The 19,090-nt window shown below is 57.8% G+C and carries 16 protein-coding genes and 2 pseudogenes; 4 read left to right on the top strand and 14 right to left on the bottom strand.

The genetic code is table 11. The annotated features are described in order from the left end of the window. Nucleotides 1-212: 212 nt before the first annotated feature. From P3C39_RS30945 to P3C39_RS30955, 3 genes are all read right to left on the bottom strand, one after another. Nucleotides 213-650, bottom strand: a complete 438-nt coding sequence (locus tag P3C39_RS30945) for a DUF2267 domain-containing protein (RefSeq protein WP_127382840.1) — start codon at nucleotides 648-650, stop codon at nucleotides 213-215. 529 nt (nucleotides 651-1,179) lie between these two features. Beyond that, entirely contained in the window at nucleotides 1,180-2,112 is a 933-nt protein-coding gene (locus tag P3C39_RS30950; RefSeq protein WP_127382839.1) for a 2-oxoglutarate and iron-dependent oxygenase domain-containing protein, read from the bottom strand. Nucleotides 2,113-2,656: 544 nt separating this feature from the next. Continuing rightward, the gene (locus P3C39_RS30955) at nucleotides 2,657-4,354 is read right to left on the bottom strand and encodes a GMC family oxidoreductase (RefSeq protein ID WP_127382838.1); all 1,698 of its coding nucleotides are present in this window, start codon (nucleotides 4,352-4,354) and stop codon (nucleotides 2,657-2,659) included. 480 nt (nucleotides 4,355-4,834) lie between these two features. Between P3C39_RS30955 and P3C39_RS30960 the strand changes: the two genes are divergently transcribed. Beyond that, the gene (locus P3C39_RS30960; protein ID WP_275954915.1) at nucleotides 4,835-5,614 is read left to right on the top strand and encodes a hypothetical protein; all 780 of its coding nucleotides are present in this window, start codon (nucleotides 4,835-4,837) and stop codon (nucleotides 5,612-5,614) included. Between the two features lie 726 nt (nucleotides 5,615-6,340). Then, nucleotides 6,341-6,586: pseudogene (locus P3C39_RS30965) on the top strand (helix-turn-helix transcriptional regulator); the annotation flags it as partial. A gap of 782 nt (nucleotides 6,587-7,368) precedes the next feature. On the opposite strand, the gene P3C39_RS30970 reads toward P3C39_RS30965, so the two are convergent. The 6 genes from P3C39_RS30970 to P3C39_RS30995 all read right to left on the bottom strand — a co-directional run bounded on the left by P3C39_RS30970 (nucleotide 7,369) and on the right by P3C39_RS30995 (nucleotide 13,615). Continuing rightward, nucleotides 7,369-7,518, bottom strand: a complete 150-nt coding sequence (locus P3C39_RS30970) for a hypothetical protein (protein WP_275955459.1) — start codon at nucleotides 7,516-7,518, stop codon at nucleotides 7,369-7,371. Between the two features lie 23 nt (nucleotides 7,519-7,541). After that, nucleotides 7,542-8,381, bottom strand: a complete 840-nt coding sequence (locus P3C39_RS30975) for a hypothetical protein (RefSeq protein ID WP_095489413.1) — start codon at nucleotides 8,379-8,381, stop codon at nucleotides 7,542-7,544. Then, nucleotides 8,374-9,630, bottom strand: coding sequence for a diaminobutyrate--2-oxoglutarate transaminase (gene ectB, locus P3C39_RS30980; RefSeq protein ID WP_275954916.1), 1,257 nt, complete (start codon nucleotides 9,628-9,630; stop codon nucleotides 8,374-8,376). The genes P3C39_RS30975 and ectB overlap by 8 nt, the downstream gene beginning before the upstream one ends. Before the next feature lie 725 nt (nucleotides 9,631-10,355). Further along, nucleotides 10,356-11,156, bottom strand: a complete 801-nt coding sequence (gene istB / locus P3C39_RS30985) for an IS21-like element helper ATPase IstB (RefSeq protein WP_275954939.1) — start codon at nucleotides 11,154-11,156, stop codon at nucleotides 10,356-10,358. Next, nucleotides 11,156-12,445 (bottom strand): IS21 family transposase, encoded by a 1,290-nt coding sequence (istA, locus tag P3C39_RS30990; RefSeq protein ID WP_275954917.1) that lies wholly within the window; start codon nucleotides 12,443-12,445, stop codon nucleotides 11,156-11,158. Before istA ends, istB begins: the two co-directional genes overlap by 1 nt. A 453-nt stretch (nucleotides 12,446-12,898) precedes the next feature. After that, nucleotides 12,899-13,615 carry an SPASM domain-containing protein gene (locus P3C39_RS30995; RefSeq protein ID WP_275954918.1) on the bottom strand — a complete coding sequence of 239 codons (717 nt, stop codon included), beginning with the start codon at nucleotides 13,613-13,615 and terminating at the stop codon, nucleotides 12,899-12,901. Between the two features lie 719 nt (nucleotides 13,616-14,334). On the opposite strand from P3C39_RS30995, the pseudogene P3C39_RS31000 reads away from it, so the two are divergent. Continuing rightward, nucleotides 14,335-14,570: pseudogene (locus P3C39_RS31000) on the top strand (transposase); the annotation flags it as partial. Between the two features lie 16 nt (nucleotides 14,571-14,586). Here P3C39_RS31000 and P3C39_RS31005 read toward each other — a convergent pair. Both P3C39_RS31005 and P3C39_RS31010 read right to left on the bottom strand, forming a co-directional pair. Then, entirely contained in the window at nucleotides 14,587-14,721 is a 135-nt protein-coding gene (locus tag P3C39_RS31005) for a LuxR C-terminal-related transcriptional regulator (protein WP_346016464.1), read from the bottom strand. Next, a complete protein-coding gene (locus tag P3C39_RS31010; RefSeq protein WP_275954919.1) occupies nucleotides 14,718-15,332 on the bottom strand; it encodes an autoinducer binding domain-containing protein in 615 nt (204 codons plus the stop codon). Before P3C39_RS31010 ends, P3C39_RS31005 begins: the two co-directional genes overlap by 4 nt. 637 nt (nucleotides 15,333-15,969) lie before the next feature. On the opposite strand from P3C39_RS31010, the gene P3C39_RS31015 reads away from it, so the two are divergent. Then, complete coding sequence (locus P3C39_RS31015; RefSeq protein ID WP_063169366.1) at nucleotides 15,970-17,772, top strand: ABC transporter ATP-binding protein; 1,803 nt, start codon at nucleotides 15,970-15,972, stop codon at nucleotides 17,770-17,772. Between the two features lie 598 nt (nucleotides 17,773-18,370). Here the strand turns inward: P3C39_RS31015 and P3C39_RS31020 are convergent. From P3C39_RS31020 to P3C39_RS31030, 3 genes are read right to left on the bottom strand one after another with little or no spacing between them, the layout of a single operon-like run. Further along, nucleotides 18,371-18,577, bottom strand: coding sequence for an exopolysaccharide production repressor protein (locus P3C39_RS31020; protein ID WP_275954920.1), 207 nt, complete (start codon nucleotides 18,575-18,577; stop codon nucleotides 18,371-18,373). Continuing rightward, nucleotides 18,574-18,891, bottom strand: coding sequence for a ferredoxin III, nif-specific (gene fdxB, locus P3C39_RS31025; RefSeq protein ID WP_174800308.1), 318 nt, complete (start codon nucleotides 18,889-18,891; stop codon nucleotides 18,574-18,576). The genes P3C39_RS31020 and fdxB overlap by 4 nt, the downstream gene beginning before the upstream one ends. Beyond that, a complete protein-coding gene (locus P3C39_RS31030) occupies nucleotides 18,888-19,046 on the bottom strand; it encodes a CCE_0567 family metalloprotein (protein WP_224571204.1) in 159 nt (52 codons plus the stop codon). Before P3C39_RS31030 ends, fdxB begins: the two co-directional genes overlap by 4 nt. Nucleotides 19,047-19,090: the final 44 nt, after the last annotated feature.

A 19,090-nucleotide genomic window follows, 5' to 3' on the forward strand; every position in this document is an offset into this window, starting at 1 on the left:
GGGTCATTCCTGCTTTCGTCGTGTTTCCACTTTTTCACCGTAGTTCCTCCCAGCTCACGTTTTGTTTGGCCGCTTGTCCCACCGATCGTGAGATGACGTTCATATCCATGCGTTCACGTGACTCATGATGCGGCGGTGCCCCTCGTCCTGCGGGTTCAAATCGCGCCTCGATACGACTGGGACTTTCCAGCCCATCCTTGATACCGGAGCGCTCAGTGCCCCGCTTCGTCTTGGACTGGCCAAAGGTTACGCAGCCCTCTTGGAATGGCGGACTTGGCACCTTTGACCTCTGCTGCAGGCAGGCGGTCCACAAACTGGGCTATGACCGAGCGGGCAACCTCTTCCGGATTCACCGCCGGGTCACGATGGACGCCGTCGTGGATCCGGTCGAGAAACGAATTCCGGTCTCTGGCGTTGGCGCGGCGGCCGGGATTCCACCCCTCGTAGTAGAAGCCGCGAAGCAAAGCCGGCAACCGAGCGCCCATGTAAACGGCATGGTCGCGATCCAGGCAGTCGCGCAGGGCGTGCAGCGTTGCAATCAGAGCTTGGTAGACCCGCTCGCGATCGTGCCAGCGAAGTCTCCACATCAGATCGCTGATCCAATTCTGCGTTACTTCTAATGCGTTGTTGAAATCATGCCTCGCGCACATTGGCTTTTCTCATTTCCTTGAAGATTGTCAGGATCTCGAATGCGCCTCGTCGGCCTTGAGGTTGACCCTGTCAGGCGAGACTAGCGCTGCAAAGAAGAGGACCACAAAAATGGCTTCCGTCCGCGGCGAACGAGCGGTGCCTGACAGATGAAAAGAGGCCTTCCGGTAGCGAAGTAGTTCCAGAGGCCAAGCTGGAGTTCAGACGGTTTGACAAAGATATTAACCGGAGCGTTCGCGAGTGCTCGTGCGGGCACGGCTCGACCCAGACAAACACTCCCTTTGGTTGTAATTATCTCCTTGCATCCAGATTAATCGCTCAATTTCCGCGTCAGAAATCCTCGCCTCAGCGCAGCGCTAGGATCTCGTTCGGCGCAATCTAAACAATTTGGCAGTCCCAGCGTGCCTCATTCCAAAGGCCTAGAGGCCGCCGCGTTACGCGACGGCGGCACTCAGAGAGTTCTTCTAGGGCTCACGTCAGGGTGTGCTACATCGTCGCCGCAGTTTGCTCCCGTTTCATAAAGCCGAACACCTACTGCAACTCACGCGCGCGCCCGGCCCCATTCCCCTTTTCCCATATTGACTCGTAGTTTCGCAGCATCATCTCCGCGACACCAAAGGTGTGATTGCCTTGCCGCGAAGCCAGGCGAGCATCGATATCGGGATAGATAAAGAAGGGCAGGGAAATTCGTTCGGCCGGACCAATGTGCACGACCTGATGCGGCGTACTCTTGAACCGGTTATCGCTCAACACCTGAAGCATGTCGCCCAGATTGACAACGAGACTATCGGGGAGGCTCGGCGCCGGTATCCAACGCCCGTGGAACCACACCTGCAAGGATCGCGTGGGGAGTTCCTCCTGCAGCAGCAGCGTGAAAAAACCATTGTCGGTATGCTTAGCGGCCGCGCCACCGGTAGACGGATATCGGATCACGCGTTGCAGAACCGTCGGCGGGCTGAAATGGCGTTGGAACCAGCCTTTTTCCATATCGAGCAGGTCGGCCAGCGCGTTCCCGAGCGGCGGGACGACGCCATTAAGCACGGTGGCCTGCAAAGCTAGGAGGCTCCGCGCGAAACCTGGAGCTAAGGCGTCGTCCGGAAGGCGTGTGCGTCCGGCAAATGGACGCCGGTCGCTTTCATTCTCGATACCGAGGTCGAACATTTCCTTTGGGTCCGGTCCGGCCTCGGGATGCAGCATTTCACCGTGCAACGGACTGTATCCACGGGCGGTGGTGGGGTGGACGTTTTGAAAGGCGTGACCATAGCGTTCCTTCGTAGCCAGGGGCAACGCGAAGAAGCGCCGGGAAGCATCGATTGCTTGTGTAATCTGTTCTTTCGGGATTCCGTGCTCGATAAGGTAGAAGAATCCGTACTCCTCGCAGGCCGTGCATAATCGCTGTTGCTCTTCACGTCGCGTTGCATCGGATGACAGTTTCGCCAATGAGATTTGCGGTAGCGTAGTCATAGTCGCTCCTCCGTCGGTGCTGTGCCCCTGTGGGGCTACTTAAGCCAAAAGCTTGTTTTACATTCACAGATCTATTCTCTGTCGAAGCGAATATCCTCTAGATTACCCACCGGCGCAACAGAAAATATGTTAAGAATATGCGAAATTACTGTACAATTGGACTTAACGGTCCCTGAACATCCGTAGCAGGCGAGGTTTGTGACCGCCCTCGAAGGGACGATGAGCACTTTCCTGCAAATGCGAAAGCCTGTTCGATGATCTGCGCGAGATCTGCCCAAATTCACGCTGGCCAGGGTGTGGACGCCGTACACCCAGCCCGTATCGCCTTGCGATGTTGATACAGGCGAATGACCGCCACGTTCCAGTGCGTTGGCAATGCGCAACAGCAAGCATCAGTATGCATGTTGATAGGGACGGAATTGCCAAGCTTGTGTGAGTGAAAGCAACGGCAAGTTCTACCTCTTCGGGACTTGTCTGGCATTTGACAGCTCATAAACCTCGATCGCTTGGCCAAAAACAAATCCGGCCACAAGAAGTTTTTTGATCACCTTTTCGCTGATGATTCCCGGTTTTCTTTTAAAATTGCGTCAACCATCTTCTCAGCCACCATGATCGTTGGAATGTTTGTATTGGCCCGGGGGCAGAACGGCATCACCGAAGCATCGGCAATCCTCAAACCCGAAACGCCCCGAACCCGGCCCGACGGATCAGTCACCGCAGCAGGGTCGGAGGCTTGCCCTATCTTGCAGCTCGAAGTCGGATGCCAATTGCCGGTCACATTCTGTCGGACAAATCGGTCGAGATGCTCCTCGTTTTTGATCAGATCTGCAATGCTATGACCATCGGTTATGACATGACTAATGAGGGCGCGGCGCAAGCGTGGAGAACTGTCCATAAGCAAAGCAAGCACCGAGGTGAGTCCGTAATTAACGCAATTGACCTTACTGACCTGCTTCGCTCGTGCATTCCAAGCTGAGGGAAAAGGGTCAAGCGCGACCGCCGACAGGGAATCCTGCTTCAGTAGGCGGGCCATGAAACAGAATCCGTGCTTCAGTCGATCGGCGTCCCGCTTGTCGCTCAACCAGTTGAAATCTACCTGCGGCTCTACGGTATGAGAGCGATCCTTGAGCACGATCGTTCCTGTCGAGTAAACTCGGTTGACCCACAAATAGAGGGAGCCGAGGCGCTTGCCCAGCGGGTGCCAGGCCGACTTCGCAACTCCCGATATTGCCATGTCCGTCGACGGGCACCCATTGTAGCCCGACGAGTAACGGGCGTGCATCTGGATGTGGCCGCTCACATTGGGCGCCATGCGATCGCTTGGTTTCAAATACGCAGAAACGGCGATCCCTGGATGTTCTTGAAGGTTCTGGCCCACACCTCTTACATCTGCCACAACCGGAATACCGAGATTTGTCAGTTGCTCGGCCGGGCCGACCCCGGAGCGCATCAATATGGTGGGGGAGTGGACAGCTCCGGCGCAGAGGATCACACTTGAAGCGAGATACGACTGCTGGCCGAAGTTGTTTTCCGTCTCGACCCCCGTGACGGTGCGGCCTGAAAAGGCCAGACGCACAACCGTCGTTGCCGGCAAGATTGTCAAATTGCGTCGAGAGCGGACGCTCTCGGACAAGTAGGCCATCGCAGCGGAAACGCGGTGGCCGTTTCGGTTGGTCAAGGGAACGACGGAGTAGCCGTCACCAAAACCACCATTGAAGTCCGGCCTGAAATGAATACCCTCATTTTCATACGCTCTCGATACCGCTCGGATAAAGCCGGACCAGTCTGATCGCCGCACCCGACTTATCGGCAGCGGACCAGCCTTGCCGTGAAATTCGCCGCCGAAATCCAGATCGCATTCGAGGCGACGGAAGTAGGGTAGAACCTCCTCCCAACTCCAGCCCGCTGCACCGCTCGAGGCCCAGTCATTGTAGTCTTCGGGACCACCGCGGTTGGCCACCTGAGCATTGATGCTGGAGCCGCCGCCCATCACCCGGGCCTGCTCGTAATGAATGGGCTTGCGGCCATCCCGGACTGTGGTCGCGTCGAGTAAAGGCCATTGATAATCAGGATTGAAGTAAGCACGTGTTGGATTGCCTTCCAAGATGTCATCAGGGACGGCATTCGGGGGCGTATCAGGACCGGCTTCGATGAGCAGTACGCGATGTCCATCGGCGGAGAGCCTGCTCGCTACGACGGATCCAGAGGAACCGCCACCGATCACGATATAATCGAAAACCACACAAGCCTCCCACTATTCACATGATGCTCAGACGAGGGATAACGGGCACTATTAGGCCCCCCAGCAGAGGATCACTCGTCAGACAGCTAAATACGTGCTGGTGCCGTAGGAAATCCACACTACACCCTAGTAGTTGGTAAGAGGCCGAGAATCAGCTAGGATGACAAGCGGAATGAATGTCGAGACGGCCGCGTGAGCAATTTCGTCAAGTTTTAGCCGCTATCTTGCAGTCATCGCACCGATGCGACCTAGCCGATCTTCTTCCAGCTCGCGCCGGCACGTTACGCCACCCCTGGCGAGACCGTGTGCGGCCCGCCTTTAACGGCGTGGCGCTCGGACGAGCGACGATCCCGAAGGATATCCTATGTTCCGTGCGCTTGCTGTTCGTCATGCTAAAAGTCATTCCCGCCTATAAGCGGACGCGTCAACTACTAGATGCCGTAGTATCAGTGCTTTCCCGCAAGCTCTAGAAGTCACCGTGTGTTCAGCGCACTGAAGGGCATCGGCATGCAGAGCAACGTCACGACCCTAGAGCTTGCGAGGTGCATCTGTGCGGCAGACGAGTTGGGGCGCAAGATGGGCCTTCATATTACCATGGGCGAAGATTTTGAAGAGTACGTTGGGATCACCAGCAGACTTCCCGGGAAGTCACCGACGTATCCAAGCTTCCGTCCCGACTGTTCTTATCTTCCGCCTGGAAAGGCCTTTTGGATCGTCGGGCGTGATCAGGATGGAAGAGTAGCGCATGTACAAGCAATGCGTCTATATCATCTAACCAACACAGACGTTGCTGAGCACCTTGGGTCGTTGAGAGCCTGGTTCGCGGATCCTACCTTCATAGCCGGGTCTGGTTCCTCGTCTCGCTGCGATGCGCCCACTGGCCGCAGCATGACTGGGCTGGTCGCCTATCATGGCGACATCTGGTTGCGCGAGGACTTCAGAGGCCGCGGTCTCTCTACCTTTATCGGTCGCATTGCATTTGGACTAGCCTGGGCTAAATGGTCGCCGGACTTCATCTATGCGCTGGTTGCCGATTGGCACATCCAAAAAGGCGTTGTCGATCAGTATGGGTATCTACATCAGGAGCCACACGGATCAGTCCTGCACTTGCCCGCGCACGGGATAGATGACGACGATTGGCTCGTTTGGCTGACGCGAGACGAACTGTTGAAGACGGTTCGTGCCTCATCAGTGCAGGCGCCCGGTGAGAATACTGTGGCGAAAGCCGACTCTCGATCATGGACCGTATCGCCAGACTGATCTGAGCCGGAATCAGATGCCGTATGAACGTCTCATCGGCCCGGTGAATGGAGGTTTCCAAATACTACACATTCGAGAGCCTCTAACACGCGTGAGCCTCAGCGCCTGAGCGACTATCAACGACCAAGTTTCAAACTCTCTGGAGTGGGCTCGGGTTGGCGATAGTTTCGGTGGCACTATGTGACACTCTCGCTACGCTAACCGTTTGAGCTGCCGCCATTCCGGCAACACTGCTGGCCCTGCGTTAGCTGCCGGTCGACACCGCGTTGTCCCTTGGCATGTGGCATCCGGCAGGTTCCAAGAAGGCCTCGGACGCGACATACACGCGACCGCGAGGACCGCCGATTCAAGCGACGAGGACCGGAAGTGAGGTTGATTTTCCCAATGCAAGTCGAAAGGATTGCCCGGGAGATGTTCGTCCTCCCGTCGGGTTGGCGGGCGGGCCAGAGCCAAGCCCACCTTATCAACTGCGTCGGACAGACTTTCGGTAATCCCATTCACAACTATCCAGAATATAAGATGTTTCACCATTTTGAAGTTGTGCAATATAAAGATCAATATAATTTTACGTTCCGATAACTCACCGAGGGGAAACTCCGTGCTAAAGCTTTAACGCCGACCTGCCAAGGACGGCGCGCCGAGCCTTAGCCGCAGCTTTGTGCGCCGCTCGCAATATTCGGTGCAAACGGTTGCGGAGAAGGGATTATGGAACGCCCCCAACTCGAAGAAGTGCCCGTCCTTTCCGCAAGGGAAATAGAGTGCATACTCTGGGCAGCCAGAGGGAAATCGTCGTGGGAGATAGGACGAATACTTAACAGGTCCGAAAACACTGTGAATTTTCACATAAAAAACGTAATGCGGAAATTGGACACGGGCAGCAGAACGGTCGCTGCTATGAAGGCGGTAAGCCTCGGGATCATCGAACTGGAGGAAGCGGTGAGCGCCGCCGAAGTGTCGTCAGGCGACGATTAGAGTCTCGGTCTTTTCTGTAATGTAAGGCCGCTGAGCCCGGATTGCGCCAATAATCCCGTTATGGCTGCCGGGTCTCATAGTCGACCCACGAATGCGGCCTCGCAGTGTGAACAACACGATGACACAACGCCCACGGACCTGCGGAACGCGAGTTTTCGTCCATCGCATCCTCGGGCCGGGGTTGTGTTCACATTCATGAGGTGATCGAGAAGGCTGACCGGGAGGTTTTCCGCTGCGGGCGCGGTCTGAATCGCGTGGCGCAACTACGCCAGTACTTTGGGGTCTTGGTGACTTGCTGCAGGACGGAACGGCCGAATAGGTTCGGGGCACAGCACCAGGGCCGACCACGCGCCATCGGAGGAGTTCATGCTGCGCCAGCGCACACCATATCAGTTCGATCTCAAACCGTACGATGCGAAGACCGCGCAGATGCCACCATGGCAGGCGCTGGCCGAAGAGACGCTCCTGATGCGGCAAAGCTGAGAGTGCGCCTGAACCTCGGCGAGGTTGGCGTAGACGAGCGTTATGTCGTGGAGTCCTCGGCCCATCGGCGGCTGCAAAATCTGAGAGCAGCCTCGCGCACCGGTCAACAGGAGGTGGCGCGCGTGATGGACGAGAAGATTCCGGCTCAACCATCTGGAGCGCCCTGCACTCTGCGATGCGGCGTCGCCTGGTGAGTTGTGTGCGTCAAGTTCTGCTAAAATGGCGTGGCATTCAGTGGTGACGTTGAGTGTCCGCCGCGCAGCCGCCGTCTAGCGGAGCGGCGGACACACGGGCGGTGCTCAGGCGGCCAATGCCCTCAGGCTCTCCTTCGTGAGCTCGCGCAGACGGATCGCTTCAAGCCAGTTCTCTTGGATGCCCACCGCCAGCGCCCGCACCAGCCGCAGCTGGCGCAATTCGTCGAGATGTGCCTCGTCGACCATGCTGATCAAGGTCTACGGTGCGACGTCCAACTTCAGGTCCACCAGAGAACAAGGTCAGGCCGGGCAAATCCGAAAAAGCAATTCAGCACCAGGCGACGCTTTCCGTCGCCTGATTGACCGGTAACCCCGTGAACGAAGCCGCCATCGATTAGGGCGATATCCCCAGTTTTGAGCTCGAACTCGCGGTAAGGGACGGCCTCCAGATAGGCTGCCGAATAGGGATATCCAGTGGTCTCCACACCTTGCGATATCCGGTCCGCAACCGTCGGCTTGTGGCTCCAGAGCTTCAGATTGCCGCCTTGCTCAGGCATGCTGGGATAGAGGTTGAGCGCTGCGACCGTATTGTGCGCCACCGCAGAAAGCTCGTAATCATCGCCAGCACGTAAGACTTGAGCGACGTCGTCGTGGGGATCCAAGGAAAAGGTGCCTGTGCCCGACCAACTGAGGCCGCGACAAACATTGGCCTGGCCGTGTTCGGAACGGGCTAGCCGCAATTCGATTCCCTGGTTGTGAAGCTCTCGCTTCAACGCCCCGAATACTGCTCGAACCGGGTCAACCAAATTCTTAAAAAGGGCATCGACGTACGGCCGCGCGTTTTCGGCGTCTGCGAAATAGGTGGCTGCATCCTTTCTGTAGTGAGATGCGCCGACATATTGTCCGGGCACACCATCTTTACGCTCTCTGAGACCGGAGCTTCCAATAAAGTTCGTAGTGATCTCCTCGGCTACTTCGGTGCTGAAAGCTTGCTTGATGTGCAGAGCGGTGAGCTCACCTTTCAGGACCGAGATGATCTCCGACGTGTTGATCGACCCGGTCCGTTCTTTGATCGAAACCGGCGAGATGGCTGGCACTTGAGATATCTGACTAGACATTGTCTTGCTCCTGTAGTGCGTGTTCAAGGATGGTGATGCCACGATCGAGTTCGGCATCGGTGATGGTTATCGGTGGGAGGACTTTGATAACGTCGCGATTTGGCCCCGAGGATTCGATAAGAAGGCCATTTTCGAATGCGACATCGTGCACGCGGCCGACAACTGCCGGTGAACGGCATTTCAGGCCGGCCATCAGACCGCGGCCGCGCTTCTGTTCGATGTATCTTGGAAATTTCGCAACCAGGCGATCGAGGTGCGTTTGCAGCCTGACGGCTGTCCGCTCGACACCTGCAGTAAATTTCCTATCCGACCACATCTTGCACATGGCTCCTGCCGTCACGAAGGCGAAATTGTTGCCTCTGAAGGTCCCGCTATGTTCTCCGGGCTTCCATATGTCCAAGTCGGGTCGAATCAGAACGATGGACAGCGGACTACCTGAACCGCTTAGTGACTTGGAAAGACACACAATATCCGGTTCGATTTTCGCGGACTCGAATGAGAAGAAATCGCCAGTTCGGCCCGCACCCGCCTGAATATCGTCGACGATAAAAACAATGCCGTGAGTACGGCAAATGCGCTGAATTTCCGTGAGCCAAGCTGCGGATGCGGCGTTCATGCCGCCTTCTGCCTGGATGGTCTCCAGAATGATTGCGGCAGGCTTTTCTATGCCGCTCCCCGGGTCGCTCAAAACGCTGTCGATGTAACTGGCGGAATCGAATGCTTGGTTCGGATAACCGTCATAGGGAACACGGATCACATCGTGGCGAGCAACGCCTCCCAGTTCCCTGGTTGAGGCCGAGCCCGACACCGCTAGAGAGCCGAGCGACATGCCGTGGAACGCATTCGTAAAGGCCATGACGCTCGAGCGGCCCGTGTATTTTCGCGCCAGCGCGAGCGCCGCTTCGTTGGCGTTCGTGCCGGTCGGCCCAGGAAACTGAATCTTGTACGAAAGGCCTCTGGGTTTCAGGATCCAATCGACGAACCCTTCAATGAAGTCACGCTTTGCCGCCGTATGCATATCAAGCGACAGAAGAATGTTCTCCCCGACGAGATATTCAATCGCTGGCGCCATAATATCCGGATTGTTGTGCCCGTAGTTGAGTGCGCCGGAACCCACCAGGAAATCGATAAAGGGCTTACCCGTCTCGTCCCAAATCGTCGCCCCAAGGGCCTTCGTAAAGACGGTGGGGAACGCCCGGCAATAACGACGAACGTTAGATTCATGAGCCGTGAAAGTGTCGGTGTCCATATTAAGTCCTCTGCACATAGACGTTCAAAAAAGAGAGCTGTTTAATGGCTAGTGGTTTGCGGCAGATGTTCGTCGCTTAACATTGAAGCGGAATGCCGGAGGCAGATTTGTTGCTGGGATCCTCATCGACTATTATTAGGTTGCGTTGCCCTCCATTCAGGCGCCTTCGGAGAAGGTGCTGCAATAAGATGGCTTCTAAAGCTTCCGCGAAAGCATGGATACTATGGCATCAGGTAGTTGACGTACCCACCCATCGCTACCCATAGCGCCTCCGGACAATGGATGAGTCCCAGGAGATCAGCGGGGTCGCGTCGCCAGAGGTTGTGTAGCTCGGCGGTAGCGAGAAGCCGCTCGCGAGCGCGCTCCTCAATAGCGCCGTAGCGAGCGAGCGGCTTCGCGGCGGTCATCAATATTCGCCGTTCAACCTCGGGCTGCGGACACCAACCTGATTCAAGAAACTATTTGATGACCGATGACACAGCGAAAGCCGCGCTCTCTTGGAGAAGACTGCGGATTCCGATCTCTTGCGCGAGATGATTGGCCCGAGCCGCCGGGTCAAGAGGGCGGGCCGCCGCGGGCGCCCTTGACGGAAAGCCCGTTCGTAAGCCAGGCGGAAGCAACCGGGAGACGCGCTGGCGAAGGGCCGCATCGGTTTCGAGAACGTCCACTACCGCGTGTCAAGCGAAGTGAGGATTTGACCCCCTGGGCGAACTGATTTGACCCCCTCATTGTTTTGCGGTTTCGTTGGTACCGAGCGTCGTTCCGGCCTTCTGCAATAGGCCGGAACGACGCTTTTCGCGAAGCCGGTAGCTGTCGCCACGGATCGTTATCACTGTCGAATGATGAAGCAGGCGATCAAGGATCGCCGTTGCCACCACGGGATCGCCAAACACGCTGCCCCATTCGCCCACCGAGCGGTTGGAGGTGATCAGGATCGATCCCCGCTCATAACGCTGCGACACCAGCTGGAAGAACAGATGTGCGGCATTGGCTTCGAACGGGAGATAGCCGAGCTCGTCGATGATCAGCAGTTTCGGCCGCGACAGGGTCGTCAGTTGCTTTTCGAGTGAACCGTCGTCATGGGCCTTGGCCAGCATCGCCACGAGCGTGGCCGCCGTGACGAACTGGACGCTATGGTTCTGCCGGATCGCCTCGCGCCCGAGAGCCACCGCCAGATGTGTTTTGCCCGTACCCGGAAGTCCAAGGAACAGGACCGTGTCGCCATGGGCAATCCAGCGGCAGGTCGCCAGCTCCCGGATTTGGCGCTGATCCAGCGACGGCTGCGCGTCGAAGTCGAAGCCATCGAGTTCGCGCACAAACGGGAACTGCGCGATCTTGCCTGCCATAGAGATGCGCCGCTCGTCGCGCCGCGCGATCTCGCGGGTCACCAGGAAGGCCAAAGCCTCGCGCAAGATCATCTGCGAACGCGCCGCTTCGTCCAGCAGCGTATCGAGCTGGTCCCGGATCGCGGTCAGCTTCAGCCGGTCGAGCTGAGCCACCAGCATCTCGTGATCGACCGTCGTCATCACCAGCTGCCTCCCACCAGTGCCTCATATTCGGCCAGCGGCCGCAACAGAGCGGAAGGCGCAACGATATCCACCGGCGCCGATCGCACCGGCGCAGCAGCGCCGACCACGCCGGCAAGATGCGCGCGCTCGACAATCCGTTGGCGACGTCCGCGGCACAACGCATGATCCGCCACCACCTCGCCCGCATGACGCACGATAACGCGGCCGCCCAGCACCACGACCTGGACGCTCTCCCCGATCAGCCGCCAGGGAACCGAGTAACTGTTCGTGTCCAGGTCGATTGCGCAGTCTGCCTGGACCTTGCGCACGAGATCCCGCAGTTGCCCGAACGGCGCCCGTCCGCCCAGAGGGCGGAGCGCCATGTCTTCTTCGGCAAAGCGCTCCGCAGGAGCCACCCCGGTCGTGCCATGCACACGCTGATCGGCAATCTCGCGCGTCCACCGTTCCAGATGCGCCTCGAACGCCGCCCAGTTCTCGAACCGGCGGCCGACAATCGCATTGTGCTTGACGTAGCCGACCCCGCGTTCGTCCTTTCCCTTCGTACGCGCCCGGTAGGGCGCACAAGCCCGTGGCGTAAATCCCCAGTAGCGGGCAAAGGCGTGCAGCCGCACATTGAAGCGCACCTCCCGCGTCGCCGCATCGTGATGTTCGACCAGCGCCTTCGGATTATCGAACAGCACTTCCGTTGGAACCCCGCCGAAGCGAAGGAAGGCTCCTTCCATCCCCTCCAACCAGTCCGCCTGGCGCTCCCGAAGCGAGGGACGGATATGCAGCCGACGCGAGTAACCCAGCGTTGCCACAAACAGGTGCACCCGAACACGCTCGCCGCCAATCCACGCCCGCGTGTCGCCAAAGTCGATCTGCATCTGATGTCCCGGCGCCGTCTCAAACCGAACCGTTGCGCGCTTCTGCACCCTCAACTCCCGACGCCAACCCTGCACCCGAAGCTCCACCGACCGAAGCCCTATGACGATCCCATGTTCGCTCTCCAGTTCCTGGCGCACCACATCGGCGTTGCCACCATGGCGGAAGAAGCGCTCCCGCAGCCAATCGTCTAGCCCGTCAAACGCGCTCCGCCGCACAGGCTTGCGAAACGGAACAGTCCCGCCTTCGCGCAGATACCGACGCACCGTGTTGCGCGCGCACCCGAATTCCTTCGCCAGCCGCTTCGCTCCCCAGCCAAGCTCATGCAGCCGCAGCATCGCTGCCACCTCTTCAGGCTGAAGCATCTCCTCTCCCTGCATCGTTCTCGACAATGCAGGAATCGCCGAAATCCCAATCGTCATTCATGCCTCCTCTCATAACCGAGGGGGTCAGTTCTTCATTTCGTCAGGGGGTCAGTTTCTCAATTCGCCCGACACCGCGACGGCAACCATCCCCCGGCCGCAGCTGGGGCTGCTGCCTTCGGGCGAGTCGAAAAGGAGATCGTCCGGGAGGGTGAAGGCGTTGACGAGGTGAGCCGTGAGTAAGCAATCAAGCTCTGATCGGGATCGACTAACACTGTTTCCATCCGACCGATGGTTGACCTGTGATCGGCGTTACCTCAAGCTAGGCAGGCCGACAAGCTCGGTTGGAAGGCGAAGACCTTTCGATGAGCTCGTCTCCGAAATGCTCGAGGCCCACTGCCGCGCCTACAGGAACATACTGGCGTAACGTGAAAACACGATGGCGTCGCGGGCAGGTGCATCTGTCGTGGGGCCATCCGCACTGCCAGGCACGCCCTCTCGGCCGGCATGCACTCAGGTCCGGTCGTTTGGGTCGGCGAATTCACACATCCTGCAAAGCAGAAAACCATCTGCTCCATTCATGCGGTCGACGATTTCGCGAAAAACTGGCTTTTCAAACAGAGCGGAATAACCCTCATATAGAAGGTTGCCCAATACGTGACGCCGTTCAAAATCCATAGAGCACAGGGTAACGTCGCCGTTTGGAAGAAGAACATTCCGATACTGTCGTGCGTCCACGCAGGTTAGGGCTCCGACCACTGGCTGACGTGGTGCAACGATCTTAGGGTCGACGCTTCCACCCCTACTGCTCACCGGCCGCGCTTTTATCAGGGCTTCGGTAGGAATAATGTCGGCTATATCTGGGTGGGGCTCGCCCAAGGCCACGAATCGGATCAAGGGGATGTCCGCGTCGACGAGTTGACGAACCAGATCGCGATACTTGTCTCCGACCAGGCGGCTGTTCATGTAGGTGCCGTCATCGAAAACGTGGACCACGAATACGCCCAAGCGCAAGGCTTGCAATCGCTGCAGGTCCTGCCCGTTCATTCCCACCAGCGTCGTAAAAATCCTGATGCCATGGCCTTTGGCGAAGGCGTGCTCCACCATTTCGGTGCAGTCCGGATTGAGCCAAGGTTCGGAGTATCCCGCAAAACCAATGTCGACGGAAGTCGGTACGCGGGCCAGACACCGCTTGAAATCTTCAAGACCCAGATGACTCGTATGAGACACTTTTCTTTGCCGGACCGCGAACTTGTCCTGGGGACAATATGAACATCCTACGACACATCCCGTGGTCGTCGTTATCTCCAAAACCCTGCCGGCTGTGTTTGCTGAGCGAAGTTCCGGTAAAATCACTGGTGATTACTCCCATCTACCTCCTGCGAAGCGCCACGATAGTGTACGTGTGGCTTTGGCTTTCTGACACCGCATGTTGATCTACCGCGGCAACGCGGCCATCTACCCTTTTTCGCAGCCTAAGCCGACCGGTTCGCCGATTTGCCGGGCCGACTCTTCACAAACTTCCAGCGCGTCGGACCAGAGACAGCATTGCAATTTTCGAGGCATCACTCGCTCCGGAGATGTAGCCTCAATCGTCGATCGCTGGCCCGTCGCCGAGATGCGCGCGCAGCACCCTCGAACCCGCCGGAGAGAAGCTTTCTGGATGCCGTCGATCATCCTTCATCGAGCGAGTTCCGTGTTCTCATGCGGGTCAGCCCTCACACTATATTGCCGCACATCGACCAGCAAAGGCCGAGCTAGTGCGCCTGGCGCGCAGTTACTGCGAGATAGGCTTCGAAAAGCCCGACAGAGCTAAGACGCTCCGCTGTATTGAACCCGACATGTTTTCTGACAGCTGTCAGATTTTGGACACACATCACTCATCGTCAGTCGCTTAATACGGATGGTAATTTCTTCCAGGAATCGGTGACATTGAACACCACCCTGTCATGACCGCCCAATCTCAGCGAAGCGAACTCAGCATCGCCACCAGGACCAAGCCTGAAGATAAATCCGCCATAGCAGCGTCAACGACATTTTGCTTTCGAAGCCGGATGGATTGCACGAGGTGATTCGCGCCGTGATGCAGGAGATGCTCGAGGCCGAGATGGACGAGGCGCTGGGTGCTTCGAAGAGCGAGCGCACGCCGGAGCGTCTCGGCTATCACGCGCGCTACTACGGGCGGAGAACTAGCTGCGCACCTACGGCGGTTCGATAATCCCAAGGTTCAAAGCTTTTACAACAGCTACCGTTCTGCTGGTCGCATCCAACTTCCGCATTACATTTTTTAAATGGAAATCTATCGTATTTCGTGATCTGCCTAAAATAGTTCCTATTTCCCAAGATGATTTCCTTGTGACACCAAATCAATGCACTCTATTTCTCTCGGAGACAGGTTATGAGCTCGTTCCGACGCAGTCGTAGTGTCGAACTTCGTAACCATCCGATGAAACCGCAGCGCGGCCATTTGCAGGTAGGTGATCGCTCTATTCTGCAATTCGCAGTCCGAGGATTGAGCAAAACTCACAAACCTAAAGCTGCCACCAGGGCCATGTAATGGGACGGTAACGCCTGACCTCAAGCCGAATGTTGCTGCTTCGTCCAAGACGCGGCGTCCATCTTCAGTTATGTTTTCATCAGTATACACCTCGCTCCATCGAAAGGGTCCCGCCTCCTTTCGACCTTTCTTGATGAGGGGGTCTATTTTGGCATAGCCCATTCTCGAGTAGCGCTCCTGCCATTCAGCAGGATAATTCCACATCACCACAGAACCCTCTCGGTTCGGCTTGAAAGCCCTCTCTGATGCGAGCGGCCCATAGGCAATCCACGGGCAATCGAAATTCAGCGCAAACGCAGACAACAGTTCGAACAACTGTTCGGATTGAGCGACATCATCAGTCATCTTGAGGAATAGGTCTAACTCCACCGCAATCCGCCGGAGTTCCATGATGTCTCCTTCATTGCGTTCTCATTGGTGCACAGTTTGCTCCAACCCAGCCTCGCAACATCCGAAGTCAACGGGACTCGAGCCGGAGTTCCTTCCGCCACCTGGAGTACCCTCAAGAGTCGTGCCAGCTTGCGAGCGAAGCTTCTCCTTCAGGTCGTCAATCGACGGGGGAGGTACCCAGGAGGCGAACCGACAGCACTGTGTCGGGGAGCGCACAATCCGACAGTCGAGCATTCGATTGACGGAATATGGGCAGGAAAGTATTCGCGGCGCGCTTTTGAAATCAGCACCTAAGTGCCGGGCCTGAGAAAGCTGCATTGCAACTGTACTTATTTGATCGAGGCAAGAACAAGCTCAAAATTCAATCGATACATCGACCTTCTTTTCCAATCTCCCGAGTTGAGCAGCCGTAGCAATCGTATTCGACTGGATGGCGGCTGACTTTCTCCAGGCTCGGTAACCTGCTGAATTTGTCCTTCGGATGTTCCCGCTCAGTTGGCACGACTTTTGAACTCACCGTCGAGAGGCGGCAAGAGCTGCCCGCCAAAATTGATGCTGTTATGGGGGAGGTCGAAATTCCAGTTTTGTCTTTTATCGTCTTTGGGACCGAGCGTGTTGATGCGCCCGCTTGGAAACTATGAGACGTTTCCCCGTCCATGGGCGCGGCGCCACTTGTCGCGACGTTTTCGCCTTCACTGTTCGCCTCTGGAACAGGCAGCCGGCCCGGCTCGCGATCATCATGACCGCGATGCTCGCCTCCACGCTGGCTGACGTGTTGATGCCGCTCTATTCTGGCCGACTCATCGACGCTGTTTCTCGTGCTGCTAATGCGGCAGCACCAGCTTCGGATTCAGCTGTTGCAGCATTCTCTGTACCGATTGCATTGGCACTCGGTGGCATTGCCATGCGCCACGTCGCCTTCATTGGCCTGAGCGACCTGGTGTTGAAAATGATTTCCGACGTCGCGACCGAAGCGTTCCATCATGTGCAGCGCTTTTCGACAGACTGGCATGCAAACAGCTTCGCCGGCTCGACAGTGCGCAAGATAACGCGCGGCATGTGGGCGCTCGACCTCCTCAACAGCACGATACTCGTCACGCTGCTCCCGTCGTTTGTCATCTTGATCGGCTCGACGGTGCTGCTCGGCTGGCACTGGCCGGTCATGGGCGTGATCTTTGCTTGCGGCTCTCTCGTCTACCTTGCGTTTTCGATTTCGCTGTCGCTCGGCTATGTCGCGCCAGCGGCGAGCCTTGCCAACCGATGGGACACAAGGCTCAGCGGCGCGCTTGCGGACGCGGTCAGTTGCAACGCTGTGGTCAAGGGCTTCGGCGCAGAGGTTCGCGAAGACGAGCGGCTTGCAAATATCATGACGAAATGGCGGCACCGCGCGCGCCGGAGCTGGGTGCGCGGAACGATCATCGGCTCAACCCAAGGCGTAACTTTGGTTGCGCTCAGGGTGGCGGTGGTCGGATATGCCCTGCTTCTGTGGTCGCATGGACAGGCAACGCCGGGCGAGATAGCATATGTTCTCACGTCCTTCATCGTCCTGCAGGGCTATCTGCGTGATGCCGGCATGCATGTCCGCAACGTGCAGCACTCGGTTAATGATATGGAAGAACTGGTGGCCATCCACAATCAGCAGGTGGATGTTGCCGATCGTCCAGAGGCCAAGCCGATCCGGATCACGAACGGCCGTATCGATTTCGAGAACGTCCACTTCCGCTACGCCAACCATCCCCTGCCGCTCTATAGCGAATGTTCGCTGTCGATTGAAGCTGGCGAAAGGGTTGGGTTGGTTGGACCCTCCGGTTCCGGCAAGACAACATTCGTGAAGCTGATCCAGAGACTCTACGACCTGAGCGGCGGCCGGATCCTGATAGACGGTCAGGACGTCTCCGAGGTGACCCAAGAGTCCCTTCGTTCGCAGATCGCGATCGTGCAGCAGGAGCCGATCCTGTTTCACAGGTCGCTTGCCGAGAACATCGCCTATGGCCGGCCTGGCGCGAGCCAGGCCGAGATCGAGCAAGCGGCACGGCTGGCAAGTGCCCACGAATTCATCGCGCCCCTGCCGAAGGGCTATGGGACATTGGTCGGCGAAAGGGGTTTGAAGCTCTCCGGCGGCGAGCGCCAGCGCGTGGCGATCGCGCGCGCCTTCCTCGCGAACGCGCCGATCCTTATTCTGGACGAGGCCACATCGAGCCTCGATTCGGAATCCGAGGTGCTCATTCAACAAGCGGTGGATCGGTTGATGGTGGGCCGAACCACACTCGTCATCGCACACCGGCTGTCGACGGTCCGCTCGCTCGATCGGCTGCTCGTCTTCGACCGTGGCCGCATCATGGAGGACGGCGATCATGCCGCCCTGATCAATCTCGATGGTGGCATTTACCGCCGCCTCTTCGAACGGCAGGCGTTGGAACTCGCGAAGGGCCTGGCCTGATCGCTAAACCGGCTTGCGCGATGCGCCGAGCCGTTGCCGGAGAGGGGTGTGGCAGTGACGAGCGGCGGGCGTTAGGCGGCAAAACCAGCACGGCCGGAACTGTCCGCCAAACGGGCGAGCGGGAATGCACCACGTCTAAGCTTCGGCGAATGCGCGCAGTTACACGCGGGCACCGAATTGTCGCGCCTAACGGCGCACGCACCAAAAGGGCGGGAATGTCGACGGCCCGGGAAGAGTGCGGCCCTCGCCGTTACCCACATTTCGCCAAAGGAAGCGAAGTCAACGCACATTGAGAGGGCGGTGCTTCCCGGCCGGCTGGGATCCCTGTCGCTGGCCCAACCTACCGCACGCCGGCCACGTCAACGGTTCAAAGTCCCTTCGGTTCGCAAAGTCGTTCCCCTTGGAGACCCGGAAGCGCAGGAGCTCCGACCGCAGTCTTCGCTCAACTCTGGCCATCTGCTCCGGGATTGGATTCCGTTCCCTTGCCAGCACAGTGGCAGCTGAGCACGAACTCGCCGGCCCCGTGTCTTTCGATTACGGCCAACGGGCTTAGGAAGAGATTGGATTCGCCGGCCCTCTGCGGAGCGAATGAACAGTTCTACAGATCATCGACGTCCGCGAAAAAGAGCACGCTGCCGAAGTAGCCGGCCTGAAGCAGCAGCGAACAGGCCAGCGTCGTGACGACTGCCACACGGAGCGAATCCAAAGCGAAGTAAACCATCGACGCATTGCTGCACAGGACCAGCCCCACGAGCCGACAAACAGATGAAGTGCAACGCCGTTCTCCTGGTTTTCGCCAGATCATGTTGCGAGCTCGTCGGCCGCAACATGCGTCTGGCAGTTCTTGGGGCAGACGCGGCCGCAGGCTCCGCAGCCGATGCAGCGGCCGGCATCATCGACAACCATGATCATGCGATTGAGCTTGCCGTCGAAATCGTCGTCCTCGTCATCGCAGGGGCCGAGGATTTCACCCGCATCATCAACGCCGTGAAGATGCATGACATCGCGCGAGCAGACCTTGAAACAACGGCAGCAGCCGATGCAGGTCTTGCTATCGATGGAGGTCAGGTACGACGGCATCCAAATGGAGCCGTCACGGGTGGTGAATGTGCGCATCATCCTAAATTCTTCATTGAAGCGAGTTCTCTCTTGGCAACATCCAACTCGGCATAAACGGCTTGGGTTTTCTCGGCGACTTCCTGTATGTCGGCCCACTTGCCCGGCAGACCCTCGACGAGGTCCTGCAATGCCATCTTGGCAATAGCTGCACGCAACTGGAGCTTTCAGACTTTTTTCCTCATCCTATCTAGGTCTGACA

This window comes from Mesorhizobium sp. XAP4, assembly GCF_029269325.1.
GTDB lineage: Bacteria > Pseudomonadota > Alphaproteobacteria > Rhizobiales > Rhizobiaceae > Mesorhizobium > Mesorhizobium ciceri.